Source organism: Peribacillus sp. YIM B13477, assembly GCF_042787955.1.
In the GTDB taxonomy this organism is placed as follows: domain Bacteria; phylum Bacillota; class Bacilli; order Bacillales; family DSM-1321; genus Peribacillus; species Peribacillus frigoritolerans.
The window spans coordinates 1,215,342-1,232,552 of record NZ_JBHZPD010000001.1 but is presented as its reverse complement, the minus strand read 5'-3'; the positions used below and the strand labels follow the sequence as shown (position 1 = coordinate 1,232,552).

Genomic DNA, 17,211 nt, shown 5'->3' with positions numbered 1-17,211 from the left:
CTTGAAAACCAATTTTAGATTGATATTTTCGAAAGAATACCCTTGGATTAACATGAGAGGGATTATTTTCTGTGGTTTGCACGTTTTGGTGAAATGAGGATGTTCATTTCAGTCAAAACAGCCCCATTTTCAAAAATGGGGCTGTTTTTATTATACGGATGTAAAACAACTTCCTGTTAAACAATAGTCCTTTAAATTACATATTATATGTCTTGTTTTCCTTTAACACCATTTATTGAATAGCTGATTTTAATGTTGGCATTTAATGAGTGATACACAGAACAGTACGTATTTTTGGATAATTGAATCGCACGGACGACTTTATCTTCAGGTAGATCTCCCTCTAATAAATAATGGATATGAAAATCGGTAAAACGTTTAGGATGATTTTCTGACCGTGCCCCCTCTATTTCTATTTGAAAGGCCTTTGTTTCAAATCGCATTTTCTTTAAAATCATTACAATATCAATTCCTGTACAGCCGGCAAGAGAGTGTAAAAGTAATTCTGTGGGTCTTGCTCCACTATTTTTTCCTCCTGCTTCTTCGGCGGCATCCATCTTTATTTCATGTCCCGACGGAGTTGTGCCAGAAAAGGCCAGTTCCCCTGTCCATGTAATCATTGTCTTCATATATTTCGATTCCTCCCTTTCTTGTTGTTTTGTTCTAAAAATGGACCACATTTCAATTAATGTAAATTTATATCATTTAAGTATTAAAAAATATTGCCGTAATGGGGTCAGTATGCAAATATACATCACTTGGATTCTGGATTTTTTATACCCTAACTTGTGATGATTTTCCATACCTTATATTCTTCCCACAAGTCCTGCTTAGTTAGTCATACTGTAAAATTTGAACGTTGATCACCTCTTCAGGCTTTAAAACCTAAAAAAATATTCCAGATGATTTCAGAAATCCGCTCCCTTTCCGCCAACTGTTTGCCAAGCCGCATCAAAGCAAAGCGGCTTGGCAAACAGTTATTCGGCAGGATTGTCGCAAATTTCTTTAATCTATTCAGGGATTGATGTATACAAAGCAGTAAAAAAACAGAAGGATATTACGTTTACCAATCATGGTTGTGAGAGCGTTCCGAACCACCTTTTGTCGTCTGAATAGCCCTATTAACCCATCTACCATGAAGTTTTATAGTTTCCTTTTCCATTCAAAGGAGTTTTATACCTATTATTTTCGCCATCTTGCCAAGTAATAGTGCCATTTTCATCTTTTAAGACGAACTTGAATTCATAGAATCGATCTGCAGCTAAGCGAAATGTTCCACTCCAGCTGCCTTCTGTGTTTTGAGTGAGTTTATATTCGTAATCTTCAGGATTCCATCGGCCGATTTCCCCTCTGTCCCCAATTAAGTAAACTCCCTGTGTGGCAGGTACATTTTCAACTGTGAATGTAACGGGAATCGACTTGCCTTCCAATTTATCAGCCATCATCCTGAACTCATTAGTTGGATTTCCTTCATCGTCGAATAAATAAGACATCCTAAGCAATGTAAATCCCTCAAAACCATGGTTAAAAACCATTTCTGCCACATTGTCAAAGCCCCATTCATTATCGATGAGAGGGAGTGCGTTTTCCCCGTTTAAAGAAATTCCTTTTTCATTAGCTAAAGAGGCAATATGGGTCACCAAAGTCTTAGGGGCGCTATAGGACGGTGCAGTATGTGCGTCTTGATCTCCCATTTCCAGACAGGTGAATGTGAGGGCCATATTCGATTTCTTAAATTGATTCAATAATTTGGAGTAGTTATGGTACCCGGCACTATACTCTGCAGAATGCGGCATTACTGGATCATTCATTTTCCAATGGACTCCTGAGATTTTAGCTCCAATTGGCACGCCAAAGACTTCATCAAAATGTTTATGGGCAAACTTCGAGATTTTTGCAAGATGCTTTTCGAGTGCTCCTTGATACCACTGCATAAAATCGTATCCAAATCTAGTGTCGATTGCTCCGCCCCTGGTGAAAAATTCATCCCCATTTGCTGGCGGCTGAATCTCATTCCAGTTTTTATACGTTTTGCCCCAAGCAGCATTTAATTTTTTTATCGTGGAATATTTTTCTCTCATGGCAAGCCTGAAATCCCGTTTTGCTCCTTCTGTATAAACTTGAAGCTGTCCCCTCTCGGGATAACCCCAGCCATCTGCATTCTGGTAGGAGGGATATCTTAATTCCCCTGCCGGTCCTGCACTTAGATATATTTTTGCTATTAAATCCTTCTTATCAGCAAAGTTCTCTGAAAAGGACTTGTACAATTCATTATACTGACCGGCTGTGCCTTCCCACCAAGGAGCAAGTACTTCCTTATTCCAGAAACCACTTTCACTTTTGAAAGCCATGTTTTCGGCAGTGTCTTTATTCCAGAGCCAACTCGGGATGGGATAGTTGCAATCATCCCCCACATTACCGCCGCATTGGTGCGTAGATAAAATGGGCACCCATTTTAAACCGGAAGCTTTCACGGTTTCAGCATATTTTTTATAATAGGACCAATCAAACTGATTATCTTTTTTACTCTCGACCAATCCCCACCAGATATCTGTCGTAACTGCATATACTCCATTTTCCTTCAACTGGGTCAGCTCTGCTTTAAATGCCTCCCAATCTGTTATTTCACCCAATGGGGCCATCACATAAAGCTTGTAATCTGGTTGTACTTCTGCCATTCCAGGTGTATTTGATAAAGGAACAAAATACAGCATAAAGGTAAAAACGCCAACAGATAATTTGTTCATGAAACGCCAACCTTTCCCCTATAACTTTATTTGTTTAAATTTCGGTTCATCACCAAAAACGCTTACATCTTTTTGTTTTTTATTCATTCCTTTACTAGAATTATATTTGTTATGGAAATATTTATCAATTATTTCATCGGAGGAATTTAGTTTAAAAATCGACAAAGAAAAAATGGATAGTCTAAGAGACTATCCAGAGCAGCTGGTTATAAAACTATATAAACATTACCATCTTCTATTTCAACATGGAATGTCTTTACACAACCATTATCAGGTTTTTGGACTTCTCCATTTTTGACACTGATTTTCCAGTCATGCATCGGGCAAAATACGTGATCACCACTAACAATGCCTTCCACCAGAACACCACCTTTGTGTGGGCAACGATTTTCAATAGCCCGGAATTCACCATTTGCTAAATGAAAAAGAGCAATTTCATGAGATCCTATCGTTACTGTTTTCCCCAGGTTTTTTGGCATTTCATTTACGGTTGAGATCTTTATCTTTTGAAGTGTTTTCCCCATTTAGGCTGCCCCCATATTCATTTATTTGATATAGCCGGAATTTTCACTTTTTGAAATAAACCGGTTTGGATCGCATTGCTCTCAATGATTTCTTTCCACGGTTCTTGCAATACGGATAAGGCCTCATCCAAACGTTGGTTAAGCTCCATCCTTATTTGCTTATCACCAATAATCGCCTTAATGGTATCGAACCCGACACGCTCAACCCAGACCGACGTTCTTTCTAAATAATTGGCAGTCTCTCGATAATGTTGGATGTACGCACCCGTAATTTCAATTACCTCATCACTTGTTTTCACTTTACATAATAATTCAGCAGCTCGTAAATGAGTACCGCCATTACCGCCAATATAAATTTCCCATGCACCGTCAACACCGACAACACCAAGATCTTTGATACCGGATTCAGCACAATTACGAGGACATGCCGACACAGCCATCTTAACCTTATGCGGTGTGCCAACACGTTCGAATTTCTTCTCCATGGCAATACCCAGACCGATTGAATCTTGGGTGCCAAAACGGCAAAAGTTTTCACCGACACATGTTTTCACAGTTCGAAGCGTTTTTCCATACGCATATCCGGAAGGCATATCCAGGTCGGCCCATACGCTTGGAAGGTCCTCTTTTTCAACGCCGAACAAATCTATTCTTTGACCGCCTGTTACCTTAAGTAACTTAACATTATACTTATCGGCAACATTTGCTATTTTCCGTAATTGATCGGGATTTGTAACGCCGCCATACATTCTTGGCACAACGGAAAATGTACCATCCTTTTGAATATTTGCATGAAGCCTTTCATTGACATAGCGGGATTCTTTTTCATCTTCATAGTCAACAGGATGGATCATGCCTAAGTAATAGTTCAGTGCCGGTTTACATTTAGAGCACCCATCACTTGTATTCCAGCCGAGAACATTCATGACTTCACGAGTATGTGTCAGATTTTTTTCGCGTATTTCGGCAACAACCTCATCTCTTGATAAAGTGGTGCACGTACATATGGATTCCTTCTGGTTTGACTTACTGAAATCAGTGCCTAATGTCAGCTCGAGAATATCACCGACTAACGGCTTACAACCACCGCATGATCTCGAAGCACTTGTGCAGCCTTTTACTTCCTCAATGCTTGTTAAACCGTTAGATTCGATAGCCGTCACAATATCACCCTTCGTTACACCATTACAACCACAGATGATTTCTTCATTTGACATCGAAGTGACAAGGCTGACACTGGGTTCACTTGTTCCAGCATTCAAGTATTCCGAAACGTCGGCATTTTTATTGATCATGCTCAATAGGATATTGCTTTCCTTTGTATCCCCGAATAATACCGCACCAGAAATTTTCCCATTTCGAATCATTACTTTTTTGTAAGTACCATTCCATTCATTAAATTCCTTGATTGATTTGGCTTGTTCATCCTCGAAAATTTCTCCAGCCGAAAATACATCAACACCAGATATTTTTAACTTAGTAGAAAGCACGGACCCCTCGTAAGCTTTGCTTTCCAGTCCGCAAATCCTTTTGGCTAATACTTTGCCCTGTTCATATAGGGGAGCGACCAAACCATACACCATTTCACGGTGTTCCGCACATTCACCAACCGCAAAAATATTCGGGATCTTTGTCTCCATATAATCATTCACGATAATTCCTCGATTGACAGGGATGCCGGAATTTTGGGCCATTGCAACATTTGGTTTAATCCCAACTGCCATGACCACTAAGTCAGCGCTGATTTCCTCGCCATCACTAAAGCGTAATCCCTTGACATCAATTTCACCTAAAACCTCCTGAGTCTGTTTCCCGAGATAAAAATTCATTCCCTGGCTTTCAAGTTCCCTTTGCAGCATTTTTCCTGCTGCTGGATCTAACTGCCTATCCATCAAATATTCCGAAAGGTGAATAACATCTACCTGCATACCTAGATTCAAAAGCCCCCTTGCTGCTTCAAGACCCAGCAATCCTCCACCAATGACAGCTGCCTTTTTATTATTTTTAGAATATTCAATCATCTCTTCGCAGTCTTCAATATTTCTAAAGGCTGTCACTCCTTTTTTATCAGCCCCCTTTATCGGCAGAATGAATGGGATTGATCCGGTAGCTAAAATCAATCGATCATATGCGACTTCGCGATTAGCATCTGAATATATGATTTGCTTAGTGGTGTCGATGTTCGTGACTGTTTCACCTGAAAAAAGTGTAATATTGTTCTCTTTATACCAGTTCCAATCATTTATTGTAATATCATCTATCGTCGTAGCCCCTTGCAATACATTCGATAGTTGGATTCGATCATAATTCGGATGCGGCTCACTACCAAAGACAGTCACCTCAAACATTTCCGGTTGAATTTTCAAAATTTCCTCTATACATCTTACTCCAGCCATACCATTCCCAATTAGTGCTAATTTCTGCTTAGACATGTTTTGTCCTCCAATAAGATTTTTTTGAAAGGATGATATGATTGATTATAGGTGACGTCACTTTTTATTGCCACTAGTGTGTTATAAAATCTTACATAGTTTTTAAAAATTGATATTTAATGTTAGTTTTTATTACAAATATTCAGAAAATTAGGATATAATATCCTTATTGATTCAGCATAAATCCAAAATGAGGTGATTTTCATCGTCCAGCAAAAAGAATCTTATATAGATAGAAAGGTTATTTCCATAGGAGTCGTCAGAGAATTAACCGGACTATCCGATAGGCAAATCCGGTATTATGAAGAAAGAAAACTCGTTTTCCCCGAAAGGTCTAAGGGTGGTAACCGTAAATACTCTTTTTCCGACGTCAAGGCTTTAGTGGAAATCGCCGATAAAATAGAGGATGGAGTGCAAACCCATGAAATTAGACAGGAAAAATTAAAAGAGAAAAGAAAAATTGAACAGGAAAAAATGCGAAAAAAAATGCTGCAGGGCCAATTAAATGCACACTTTGGCCTGCGTAATTGATTCTCTAAGCAACCGTTATAATTAACCGATGTACTTTAACTGTCCATAAACCCTTGTCTTTTTTAAAATAGTAGTTAACATTGTTAAACTGGACATGATGACTTTCTTGTCCAGTTAGTTTGCAGACAAAAGGGGTTCGGAATTAAAAAATCCCGAACCCCTTTTAAAATTCCCTTAGAATTTTGACCAAAGGTTAAGAGATTTGGTCTCATCGAGCCACTATGTTAAGCCATTTTTGTTTCAACTTCATAATTGTTTTACGCATTGATCGAATTCCGAAGGTATATTGAATGAAGTCAGTTTAACTACTATAACCGGGTCGATACTTGAGCATCCTACCTCTGAATACATATCTTTCACCAAATCATAAATGAAAGAAAAGTCAATGGCAGCCCCATTTTACGAACCAAATGGTTCGCTGGCACCAGTTGATCTCATTAAATAGAATCATGTTAAGAAAGCATCCTGATCACTTCAAGTTTTATTAATGCTATTTTAAAACAATGAAGACTTTAGGCAAAAGGATACTATCTAAAAGTTAAAACAAGTTGATTGGAACGGAAGGTACGAGACTCCTGCGGGAAAAGCGAGTCCAGGGGAGACCCCGCAGGCGCAAAGGCGCCGAGGAGGCTCCCGGACCGCCCGCGGAAAGCGAGTGCCTGAAGTGGAAATCAACGTCCAAATTTGTACAAGCAAAAAAACTGAAGACATGATGACTTTCCAGTTTTCCATTTTCATTACAGTAAAAGTTTTCTAGGTAATCATTCCTTTTCTAAGCGAACTCCTTATCTTTTGTCTTCTCGGAAAACCATGATAATTTCTCGGATAAATTCACCACTTCTCCTATTACGATCATGGCGGGATTGGCAACCTGCTCTCTTGTAACGATCGCCACTATTGAATCGATTGTTCCTGTAATAGTTCGTTGAAAACCTGTCGTTCCTTGTTCGATGACTGCAATGGCAGTTTCAGGCTTCATTCCGCAGGTGCGTAATTGTCTACAGATATATGGAAGGTTTTTTATACCCATATAAATAACAATGGTGTCAACACCATGTGTTAAATGATGCCAGTTGATGTTATCAGGTTTGCCGGTCACGCAGTGTCCTGTGACAATTGCGAAGGAACTCCCCCATTCCCTGTGAGTCAGGGGAATTCCAGCATAAGCTGGCGCAGCGATTCCAGATGTGATTCCAGGGACTATTTCAAATTGAATTCCGTGCTTTGCTAGCACTTCTGCTTCCTCACCGCCACGACCAAAAATGAAAGGATCTCCCCCTTTTAGACGAACAATCGTTTTTCCCTCCATTGATTTACTTATTAACAATTGATGAATGTCCTCTTGAGGGACACAATGTATACCAGGCGCTTTACCGCAATAAATGTATTCAGCTCCAGGTTTGCCGTATGAAAGCAATTCACGATTTACCAATCGATCATACAAGATGACATCCGCTGCCGCGATGCATTTGATTGCCTTGACAGTAATTAAGTCCGGATCACCAGGTCCGGCACCAACAATATAGACCTTACCTTTTTCCATCCTTTATCCCCTTTTGTTGTTTAGTCATGAAATGTGATTAGGCTCCATTTTTCGATTATGATTGAAACAAAAAAAAATATGGTGAAGGGAAGATACCCTCCCCTTAATGAGACGTTAACTCTAATATAGGATGTACTTTTACAGCGCTGACTTTAAACCCGGGCATTTTGCATGTCGGGTCTAAATCCTGTGAAACGAGGCGATTGACATTTTGGGAGTCTGCCCAATGAAAAGGAACGAATATAGTATCATGGCGAATCGTTGCGGAACATTTGCTTCTTACAACAATACTTCCGCGCCTTGATTCAATTTTCACCAAAGTATTGTCTAAAATATGATAATTCTTGGCTGTTTCCGGATGGATTTCCATATATGATTCAAAATTTCTTGCGGCTAATGATGAGCTTTTTCTCGTTTGTACTCCTGTTAAATAGTGTGACATGATTCTTCCTGTTGTTAAATAAAGCGGAAATTCCGTACATGGCTTTTCTTTTGGAACATGGGGCACGTTATTAACCACAACCATGGCCGCCTTTCCGTCCGGGTGGGCAAAAGACGATTCGAATAACCTTTTTGTCCCTTTATGGTCAATGGATGGACATGGCCACAAAATGCCTCCTTCTTTTCTTAAGCGATCATACGTTATACCATAATAATCGGCGGTTCCCCCGCGGCTTGCCACTCTTAGTTCTTCAAATATCTCATTTGCAGATTGAAAGGGAAAATGCTCCCCTTTCCCAAGAGCTTTAGCTATATCACAAATGATTTGCCAATCATGCTTCGCTTCCCCAGGTGATGAAAAACTCGCTTCCCGCAACGTTACCCGTCCTTCCAAATTTGTCATCGTTCCTTCATCCTCTAAATAAGACGAAGCAGGTAAAATCAAATCAGCCAATCTAGCAGTTTCAGAAACGAACATGTCTACCGCGACAAGAAACTTTAATTTTTTCAATGCCTTTTTGACAAAGTTAGCATTTGGATTAGAAACAATGGGATTGGAACACATTAAAAACATGCCGGTAATTTCACCTTCATTTATCTTCTCTATCATCTCGTATGCCGAGACACCTTTACGTGGCAATTCAGCCTCATCAATTCCCCATATACTTGCAATATGTAATCTATGTTCCTCATTTTCAATCATGCGATACCCTGGCAGCTGGTCTGCCTTTTGGCCATGCTCCCTTGCTCCCTGCCCATTTCCCTGTCCGGTAATGGCCCCATAGCCCGAATTCACTTTTCCAATTTTCCCTGTAACAATAAGAATATTAAGAAAATTACGGACAGCGGCCGAACCATCTGTTTGCTGCTCAACTCCCCTTGCTGTAAAAATCATTCCTGATTCTTCTTTCCCGAACATGGCAGCCGCTTTTTGGATTTGGTCACTTGGAACCCCTGTCATTTCTGCAATTTCCTCCAACTCTAAAGATGTAACATACTCTTTAACTTCTTTATAGCCATTTGCACGTTCCCGGATAAACGCTTCATCAATAAGATCCTCTTCAATGATCACTTTCAATAATCCGTTTGCCAAGGCGGCATCCATCCCAGGTATCACCTTTAGATGTAAATCGGCCATTTTAGTTGTTGCTGTTTCCCGGGGATCTATAGCAATGATATATGCCCCATTTTGTTTCGCTTGCTCAAAGTACGGCATGATTGTCGGCTGGCATTCCGCGATATTCGTACCCGCCAAGATTATGCACTTTGTGAACGGAACCTCTGATAAGCTGTTGGTCAGGCCCCTATCCATACCAAATGTTTGGCTGGCTGCCGAAGCAGCTGCAGACATGCACAAACGGCCATTATAATCTATATACTTTGTTTTTAAAGCCACCCTTGCAAATTTCCCAAGCAAATAGGCTTCTTCATTTGAAATGGATGCACTCCCATAAACAGATAATGCATTTACACCATCTTCTGCTTGTATTTTAGTGAAATTCTCCTTAATGTGGCTTAATGCTTCCTCCCATGATATTCGAACAAATTCCCCATTTTTTTTCAATAATGGGTATTTAATTCGATCTTTATGCAAAGCATGTTGATGTGCATTCATTCCTTTAATGCATAAGCGCCCCTCTGAGGTTGGATTATCTTTTCCAATCGTCAGATACTTTTTTCTTGTTACTATTGTTTGTTCCAGCAGCTGCATCTTACATTGCATGCTGCAAAATGGACATTGTGTATCATATCGTTTTTCTGATTGGACCTCTTGTTGCTTCGTGCGGAAATACTTTAATAATAATTCGGTCAAGGCTCCTCACCCTTTACTCATGGATTTCTATGGATTTTTCATGGTACAAACATTTAACCGCTTACTAAGTCTTGCATCTAGTTTTCCCCTTTGTTCATTCCCTGATCTAGGCCAGTTCCAATCGTTGAGATAGTTGCTGATTAAGTTCATTATCAAACAATATTTCTCTAACATGAATTAATCCCAATCGTTCAATCCATTGCCAAGTCCGTTCTAAGTAGTTGGCTGTTTCCCGATAATATTGAATAAAGCCGATGATGATTTCAATGGCTTCTTCATTTGTGCCGGCTACACATAGCAGTTCACCTGCACGTGCATCACGCCCGCTGCTTCCGCCCACATATATTTCCCAGCCCCTGTCAATGCCCATAACACCTATATCTTTCGTTGTTGATCCTGCACCGTTATGCATACAAGCGGATATGCCCATCTTTATACGGTATGGTGTAGATACTTGCTCCAATCTTTTTTCCAAATCTACAGCAAGTAATAGGGATTGCTGTTTATTACAAGAGCAAACATGTTCACCGATACATGTTTTGACGTTTTGAACGGTGTTACCATATTTCGAACTTAACGGCATATCTAAATCAGCCCACACACCTGGGAGATCTTCTTTTTTCACCCCCATTAAATGAATCCTTTGTTCACTTGTTATCGCAACCTGGGATATTTTATATTTATCGGCAACATTAGCAATTTTTCGCAAGTCTTTTGCATTCGTCATCCCGCCGTACATTTGCGGGATAACTGAGTATCGGTTATCACTTTGAACTGTTGCATTCTTTTTTTCGTTTATGAAAAGAGTTTGCTGTCTGATCTCGTACTCTGGATGAATCATCCCTAAATAATAGCTCAATGCAGGCCTGCAAGTTGAACAACCTTTTGTATTTTCCCATTCAAGAGCATCCATCGCTTCTTGGACAGTCGATACGTCTTGGAGTTGCATTTTATACACAACTTCATCTTCCGTTAATTTCGTACATGAGCAAAATGCAGTTTGTTTCTCTTCCTGAGTAGTAAGATTACTTTGAATATAGGTCAAAAGCTCGGTCACTGCCGGCTTACATCCGCCGCAAGAACCGGAAGCCTTTGTGCATTGTTTAACTTGTTCCACTGTCGTTAATCCCTTATTTTGAACCGCTTCAATGATTCTCCCTTTTGAAACAGCATTACAATGGCAAATGATTTCATGATTTGCCATCGAAGCGATTAATCCCTCAGCCGTTTTTGGTGACTGGAACATTGAACGCCTTTCCTCTGATGATATTTCTTGCCGCTTTACAATCATATCGAGTAATCGTGAGCTGTTGTTTGTATCTCCATAAAGCACAGCACCTATGATTTTTCTTCCTTGAAAAACCAACTTTTTATAAACACTATCCAATTCGTCAAAAGTTGTGATGGATTTAGTTGTTTCGTCACCAAGGAAATCACCAACAGAAAATAGCTCAACTCCTGATATTTTCAACTGGGTCGAAAGGACCGAGCCTTGGTATCCGCTGCATTTCATCTCACAAATATGCTTTGCCAGCACTTCACCTTGTTCGTATAGAGGTTTAACAAGCCCATAAACCATGCCTTGATGTTCAGCACATTCGCCAACCGCATAAATATCTTGGATGCTGGTTTCTAAATAGTCATTTACAATAATCGCACGATTTGTATCAATTCCGCTTTCTTTGGCCAACTGAATATTCGGTCTGACTCCCGCAGCCATAACGACCAAATCTGCATCCAGCTCCGTTCCATCTTTAAAACGGACGCGCTCTACACGCTCGTTACCGATTAACTCCTGTGTTTCCTTTTTTAAAAGAAAGTTCATTCCCTGGTTTTCCAACTCTTTTTGCAGTAAAAGTGATGCCGTTGAATCGAGCTGCCTTTCCATTAAATAGTCTGCGATATGAACGACATGCACTTCCATACCAAGGTTTAACAGGCCTCTCGCTGCTTCCAAACCTAACAAACCGCCTCCGATGACGACTGCTTTTTTATGTTTGCGTGAAGTTTCAATCATCTTTTGGCAATCTTCAATCGTCCGAAATGCAATGACGCCTTCTTTATCCACACCTGTGACAGGAAGAATGAACGGGACAGAACCTGTGGCAATTATCAGCTTATCGTAGTAAACTTCCCGTTCTTTGTCTGTTTTTATTTTCCTAGTCTCTTTATCGATTTTTACTACCGTTTCACCTGTGAACAATTGGATATTATTCTCCGTATACCAGTCTCGATCATTTATCGTAATATCTTCAAAAGAGGTGTTGCCTTGAAGCACAGTCGACAATAAGATTCGGTTATAGTTAACATGCGGTTCACTTCCGAAAATAGTAATCTCAAAGGCAGTCGGATCCTTACTAATGATGGATTCAACACAACGTAATCCTGCCATTCCGTTCCCTACTAAGATCAGTTTTTGTTTATACATTTTATCCCCCCCAAAAACAAGTACTGTAAAAAGCCAAACTAAGTAATCAAAGTTCTAGATCTTAACTGAATTCTTTCCGAGTACCCACGTTTTTCTCCATGAAAGCTGAGCTAGGCCTAGGATAAGCAAAGCCACGATTCCAACTGCGGAAAATACTAAAAATCCTGTAGCATATGTGCCAGTAATCTGTTTCAACGTACCTAGTATGTTTGGAACCAAGAATCCGCCAACACCTCCAGCAGCTCCCACAATCCCTGTGATAAAACCTATTTCTTTAGAAAATCGCTGTGGAACTAACTGAAAGACAGCTCCGTTGCCCATACCGAGAAATAGCATTCCGGTGAACAGAAGGATCGTAACGGCAGTAAGAGAATAAAGAAAACTAATCCCAAACATACATATAGTGAGTCCAATAAATAGAAACATAAGCAGTTTAACTCCACCTATTTTATCGGCAATAAATCCTCCGACGGGACGAAAGAAACTTCCGGCGATGACACATAATGTAACAAATTCCCCCGCCCTTATTCGTGTTAACCCATACTCATCAACAAAAAAGATGCTTAAAAAGCTAGTGAACCCGACAAAGCCCCCAAAAGTCACACTGTAAAGAATACAGAAATACCAAGTGTCCGTTATTTTAAATACGTTGAAATATTCCTTTAGTGGTTTTGCCGGCGGTTGAGATGGCGCGTCTTTTGCGATTAAAATATAAATGATAAACACGATGGTTAAAGGAATCAAAGCTAATCCCATAACATTATGCCAGCCAAGAGATTCTGCAAGACGAGGTCCGAACAATGTCGCAAAAAGAGTTCCGCTGTTACCGGCACCTGCAATGCCCATCGCAAGACCCTGCAAATGCGGGGGATACCAACGACTGGCCATTGGAAGTGCTGCAGCAAAACTTGCTCCTGCCACCCCTAGTAATATCCCTATTAAATAAAGCTCCGCTAAACTTTCACCGAATAACCATCCCCAAAAAAGTGGAATCATCGTTACAAGCATCCCGCCGATTGCGGTTTTCCGCGGGCCGATGCGGTCAGTCAAAAAACCAAGGACGATTCGAAAAAACGAGCCTCCCAAAATCGGAATAGCCACAATCAAGCCTTTTTCAGCTGGGGAAAGTCCGAAATCCTTTGTAATATAGACACCGAGTGCCCCTAATAATACCCAAATCATAAAACTGATATCAAAATAAAGGAATGAAGCTAATAATGACGGAGCATGACCGCTTTTTTTCAATTCAGATATTTTCATTTTTCATCTCTCCAATACTTTATTAATTGAATATTCGTTTATTTTACTCTTATAAAAGTAAGATTTCTTTGTTTATGTAAGAAAACATCACACACTTTTTTTGTAAGTTATTAAATGTGAATACTTTAAAGTAGGTATTGGTCAAAATTTAATAAATTCATTTCCTTTTTCTTATATAAATCGCATGATATTGTGGTTTACTTAGGTGATGTAAAGTTACAGGCTTGTTTAACTTTTCAGTTATGGCCGGCATAAACTCCAATAACATTTTGAAATATTCTCCATACAAAAAAAGAGAAGCCTAATGCTTAAGCTTCTCTTCCAGCCTGTAGATAAACCCGACTATAATGGAGTTTGTTTCCAGTTTTATATTTGTCCGTTAATTCATTCCAGCCACCCGCTCCCAAACAACTTTGTTTAACATAAGATAGAACTCCTTTTGCCTACAGTCTTTTTTTTCGCATACTTTGTTGCTATTTACTAAGTAGTGCGGTGTGGTTGATTTCCCCTCCAGATGCTCGCTTTCCGCGGGGCGGGCGGTGAGCCTCCTCGGCGTAAACGCCTGTGGGGTCTCACCTGTCCCGCTGCTCCCGCAGGAGTCTCGCACTTCCGCTCCAATCACCCTTAAATAGTTTCGTTTTAAAAACAACAATCTTTACGAAAAGAGCCTTTGTTTAAAATAGAAGAAATAAAACTTGAGGTGATATCCATTCAGCGAGATCAACTTTAAATGATGACTGCCTCTTCTTTAGAGGCGGGTTCTTCCCACGGCACGAAACAAGGACCTCCTTCATATGATGTGTTATGAACGGCATGAGATATTTAATAATCTGATTCTATCCAGGGAAAGGTTAGGTGCAATAATATGAAGCAATATCCATTTCAGAACACCCCATTTCAAAATCTTCAGAAAAAGGATATGTCATTTGAAGAGGTATTCGTTCATATTGTTGAGTTTATGGAATTAAATCCTTCCGGTAACTATCAATTAATGGTCGGGACAGATTCGCAAGTACATAAAAAACATACGGTTTTCATTACAGGCATCGTAATACGGCAGGTCGGAAATGGTGTATGGGGTTGTATAAGAAAAGTGATGATCCCTAGAAGGATGCTGCATTTACATGAACGTATTTCTCAAGAGTTGTCGTTAACAGAGGAAATCGTATCACTGTTTACGGAAGAAAGAAAAAATCAGTTAATCGATATTGTCCTGCCTGCTGTATATCAAGGTGCGACGTTCACAATGGAAGGTCACATTGATATCGGGGTTGGAAAGCGAAACAAAACCAGTGAGTTTGTAAAAGAAATGGTAGCCAGGATGGAATCCATGGGGGTAGAACCAAAAATCAAACCGGATGCTTTCGTAGCTTCAAGTTATGCCAACCGTTATACAAAACAAGAGTGAATGTTTACAAAAATATGTAATTGCACAATATGGTTTGGGAATTTTCAGACGGCAAAACGGTACATACTTTTTTTCGGTACGCAATTTTAAATAAAGCAAAAAACCGGCCTCAGAACGAGACCGGCTTCAACATTTTAAGATATAAGCCGCCAATGCCGTATTCAGTAAGAAAGTTTTAAACCACCACTCCTCAAAGTGGGTGTTTGCAGAAAAAATCCTGTTGTCCAAGTCAGTGACGAGGCATAACATTCCTGTTTCAATATAAAACTCCCTATTACAGCTTAAAGGTTAAAACTTTATTATCATTACGAACAGTGCAGCTTGTATTGTTATAATACCTGAATTACTCACATGTTACAATGTTAATAATCACCATTTTAAAATCGCTTATGGCTGTGGAATCGATGTAAGTTGGATTAGTTCTTCGTTATAATCAACTATTGATCAAAATAACCGATAAAATCCCCTTGGTCCTTATTTTGCAGATATAATACCGTTTCTTTGTCAGAAATGGTTGGCAGTCCGAATTTCTGATCATACCTCTCAATCCCTTTACCTGTAATGATAATCCAATCCCCTTCCTTTCCTGCTTGTAACGCCTCCTGGATAGCAAAGGTACGATCAGGAATAACCTTCCCATTTCCAGCTGAGTAATCGCTAAGCAGTTTATTTAGTGTGGATTCCATCCCCTCAATTCCGTCCGAATTCTGATCATCCATTGTCAAAATCAAAACATCACTATGCTCCGATGATACTTTAACCATTTCAGCCCTTTTGGTTGTGTCCCGTCCACCTCGGAAACCAAAGATATGAAAAATCTTTTTGGCCCCACACTCTTTGGCCGTTTGAAGCATGTGATGAATGGCATCTGCAGTATGTGCATAATCGATGACTATAGTCGGCCCAGAAGCTTTCTTATATATTTCAAACCTTCCTGGTACACCGGAAAATCGTTTCAGTGAAGTGAGAATTTCCTGTTTTGAAATTGGAAACATCTTCGCTACGGAATAGGCAGCTGTTGCGTTATATAAATTATGAAGTCCAGGTAAAGGTAACTCAATTTTCACAAAGTCATGATTCTCATTCAATAAAATAAAGGGGTTCCTTGCGGTATTATAATTGGTGATGGCTAAATCGCAGCGATTGGATTTTCCAAAAACAAAGGCACTCACATTCTTCTCCCATAAGTATTCTTGCAGTTTTCCCCCCCAGAAATCATCTCCATTAATAATCGCAAGACCACTAGGTTTCAATTTTTCAAAAAGCAGTAATTTTGCCAGGAAATAATCCTCCATCGTACCATGGAAGTCGAGATGGTCATGATACAAATTCGTGAAGACACAGAAATCAAATTCAATTCCTTCTAAACGGTATTGAGCTAATCCATGTGAAGACACTTCCATTATGACAACCATGTCCCTACTTTCAGCCAGCAAGGAATTCAATTCCATGGTACCTGGAGTCGTATTATGGGAATCGACTTTGTTTCCATTGATAATATGCTGTATCGTACCAATGACTGAACAGGTTACTCCATTTTCTTCTAATATTTGCTGAAGCATATAGCTAGTTGTAGTTTTTCCATTTGTACCCGTAATTCCTATCATTATTTTTTGATTGCTGGGATCACCATAAAACCTTTTGGCGATTTGTCCTAATGCTTTACGGCTGTTCTCCACTCTTAAATAAGGAACTTCCAAATCCTTAATATCGCGATTGCCAATCACAGCCGATGCCCCTAAGCGAATTGCATCATTGATGTAATTATGGCCATCGGACTTATATCCGGTTACGGCAACAAAAAGGAATCCTTTTTTTATTTCTTTAGAGTTATCGGTTACACCTGTTATGGATATATGTTCAACGTCCTTCGGCAAATCCCCGTTTATCGCTTCTTTCAATATGTCTTTAAGGATCATTAACTTTTCTCCTTTGTAAGCTTTTCACTAATTTTTGCATAAGTACCAATAAGCCCATTTTTAGTATGAACCAGTACTCCCAAAATAATTGTCAATCCAGAATTTGTTAGTTCTAATGACAGTAAAAAGAAAAAAAGAAAAGCAGCCAAAATTGGCTGCTTTTCT

Annotated in this window: 11 protein-coding genes, 1 other RNA gene and 1 pseudogene; 2 read left to right on the top strand and 11 right to left on the bottom strand. The window is 39.7% G+C overall.

The annotated features are described in order from the left end of the window. Nucleotides 1–203: 203 nt before the first annotated feature. The 4 genes from ACFX4H_RS05965 to nirB (ACFX4H_RS05950) all read right to left on the bottom strand — a co-directional run bounded on the left by ACFX4H_RS05965 (nucleotide 204) and on the right by nirB (ACFX4H_RS05950) (nucleotide 5,703). Entirely contained in the window at nucleotides 204–629 is a 426-nt protein-coding gene (locus ACFX4H_RS05965) for an OsmC family protein (RefSeq protein WP_034306763.1), read from the bottom strand. A 501-nt stretch (nucleotides 630–1,130) separates the two neighbouring features. Beyond that, complete coding sequence (locus tag ACFX4H_RS05960) at nucleotides 1,131–2,747, bottom strand: family 14 glycosylhydrolase (protein WP_328138029.1); 1,617 nt, start codon at nucleotides 2,745–2,747, stop codon at nucleotides 1,131–1,133. Between the two features lie 206 nt (nucleotides 2,748–2,953). Then, complete coding sequence (gene nirD, locus ACFX4H_RS05955; RefSeq protein WP_034306766.1) at nucleotides 2,954–3,271, bottom strand: nitrite reductase small subunit NirD; 318 nt, start codon at nucleotides 3,269–3,271, stop codon at nucleotides 2,954–2,956. Nucleotides 3,272–3,288: 17 nt separating this feature from the next. Continuing rightward, nucleotides 3,289–5,703: a nitrite reductase large subunit NirB gene (gene nirB, locus ACFX4H_RS05950; RefSeq protein ID WP_249597905.1), complete on the bottom strand. Its 2,415-nt coding sequence runs from the start codon at nucleotides 5,701–5,703 to the stop codon at nucleotides 3,289–3,291. Between the two features lie 204 nt (nucleotides 5,704–5,907). Between nirB (ACFX4H_RS05950) and ACFX4H_RS05945 the strand changes: the two genes are divergently transcribed. Then, entirely contained in the window at nucleotides 5,908–6,234 is a 327-nt protein-coding gene (locus tag ACFX4H_RS05945; protein ID WP_034311054.1) for a MerR family transcriptional regulator, read from the top strand. Between the two features lie 238 nt (nucleotides 6,235–6,472). Here ACFX4H_RS05945 and ACFX4H_RS05940 read toward each other — a convergent pair. The 5 genes and pseudogenes from ACFX4H_RS05940 to ACFX4H_RS05920 all read right to left on the bottom strand — a co-directional run. After that, nucleotides 6,473–6,662: pseudogene (locus ACFX4H_RS05940) on the bottom strand (transposase); the annotation flags it as partial. A gap of 344 nt (nucleotides 6,663–7,006) precedes the next feature. Next, nucleotides 7,007–7,777 (bottom strand): uroporphyrinogen-III C-methyltransferase, encoded by a 771-nt coding sequence (gene cobA / locus ACFX4H_RS05935; RefSeq protein ID WP_377434481.1) that lies wholly within the window; start codon nucleotides 7,775–7,777, stop codon nucleotides 7,007–7,009. Between the two features lie 103 nt (nucleotides 7,778–7,880). After that, a complete protein-coding gene (gene nasC / locus ACFX4H_RS05930) occupies nucleotides 7,881–10,031 on the bottom strand; it encodes an assimilatory nitrate reductase catalytic subunit NasC (RefSeq protein ID WP_377434479.1) in 2,151 nt (716 codons plus the stop codon). Between the two features lie 106 nt (nucleotides 10,032–10,137). Further along, entirely contained in the window at nucleotides 10,138–12,459 is a 2,322-nt protein-coding gene (gene nirB / locus ACFX4H_RS05925) for a nitrite reductase large subunit NirB (protein WP_377434476.1), read from the bottom strand. A 54-nt stretch (nucleotides 12,460–12,513) separates the two neighbouring features. After that, nucleotides 12,514–13,719, bottom strand: a complete 1,206-nt coding sequence (locus tag ACFX4H_RS05920) for a nitrate/nitrite transporter (RefSeq protein WP_377434473.1) — start codon at nucleotides 13,717–13,719, stop codon at nucleotides 12,514–12,516. A gap of 865 nt (nucleotides 13,720–14,584) precedes the next feature. Between ACFX4H_RS05920 and ACFX4H_RS05915 the strand changes: the two genes are divergently transcribed. Next, nucleotides 14,585–15,127: a ribonuclease H-like YkuK family protein gene (locus tag ACFX4H_RS05915; protein ID WP_249597901.1), complete on the top strand. Its 543-nt coding sequence runs from the start codon at nucleotides 14,585–14,587 to the stop codon at nucleotides 15,125–15,127. Between the two features lie 139 nt (nucleotides 15,128–15,266). Here the strand turns inward: ACFX4H_RS05915 and ssrS are convergent. Both ssrS and ACFX4H_RS05905 read right to left on the bottom strand, forming a co-directional pair. Then, nucleotides 15,267–15,453, bottom strand: a non-coding RNA gene (gene ssrS, locus ACFX4H_RS05910) — 6S RNA. A 111-nt stretch (nucleotides 15,454–15,564) separates the two neighbouring features. After that, nucleotides 15,565–17,046 (bottom strand): UDP-N-acetylmuramoyl-L-alanyl-D-glutamate--2,6-diaminopimelate ligase, encoded by a 1,482-nt coding sequence (locus tag ACFX4H_RS05905; protein ID WP_249597900.1) that lies wholly within the window; start codon nucleotides 17,044–17,046, stop codon nucleotides 15,565–15,567. Nucleotides 17,047–17,211: the final 165 nt, after the last annotated feature.

Excerpts from the sequence above, each read along its gene's own strand:
- nirB (WP_377434476.1), bottom strand. The coding sequence starts at position 12,459 with ATGTATAAACAAAAACTGATCTTAGTAGGGAACGGAATGGCAGGATTA.
- ACFX4H_RS05965 (WP_034306763.1), bottom strand. The coding sequence starts at position 629 with ATGAAGACAATGATTACATGGACAGGGGAACTGGCCTTTTCTGGCACA.
- ACFX4H_RS05905 (WP_249597900.1), bottom strand. The coding sequence starts at position 17,046 with ATGATCCTTAAAGACATATTGAAAGAAGCGATAAACGGGGATTTGCCG.
- nirB (WP_249597905.1), bottom strand. The coding sequence starts at position 5,703 with ATGTCTAAGCAGAAATTAGCACTAATTGGGAATGGTATGGCTGGAGTA.
- cobA (WP_377434481.1), bottom strand. The coding sequence starts at position 7,777 with ATGGAAAAAGGTAAGGTCTATATTGTTGGTGCCGGACCTGGTGATCCG.
- ACFX4H_RS05960 (WP_328138029.1), bottom strand. The coding sequence starts at position 2,747 with ATGAACAAATTATCTGTTGGCGTTTTTACCTTTATGCTGTATTTTGTT.
- ACFX4H_RS05915 (WP_249597901.1), top strand. The coding sequence starts at position 14,585 with ATGAAGCAATATCCATTTCAGAACACCCCATTTCAAAATCTTCAGAAA.
- ACFX4H_RS05920 (WP_377434473.1), bottom strand. The coding sequence starts at position 13,719 with ATGAAAATATCTGAATTGAAAAAAAGCGGTCATGCTCCGTCATTATTA.
- nirD (WP_034306766.1), bottom strand. The coding sequence starts at position 3,271 with ATGGGGAAAACACTTCAAAAGATAAAGATCTCAACCGTAAATGAAATG.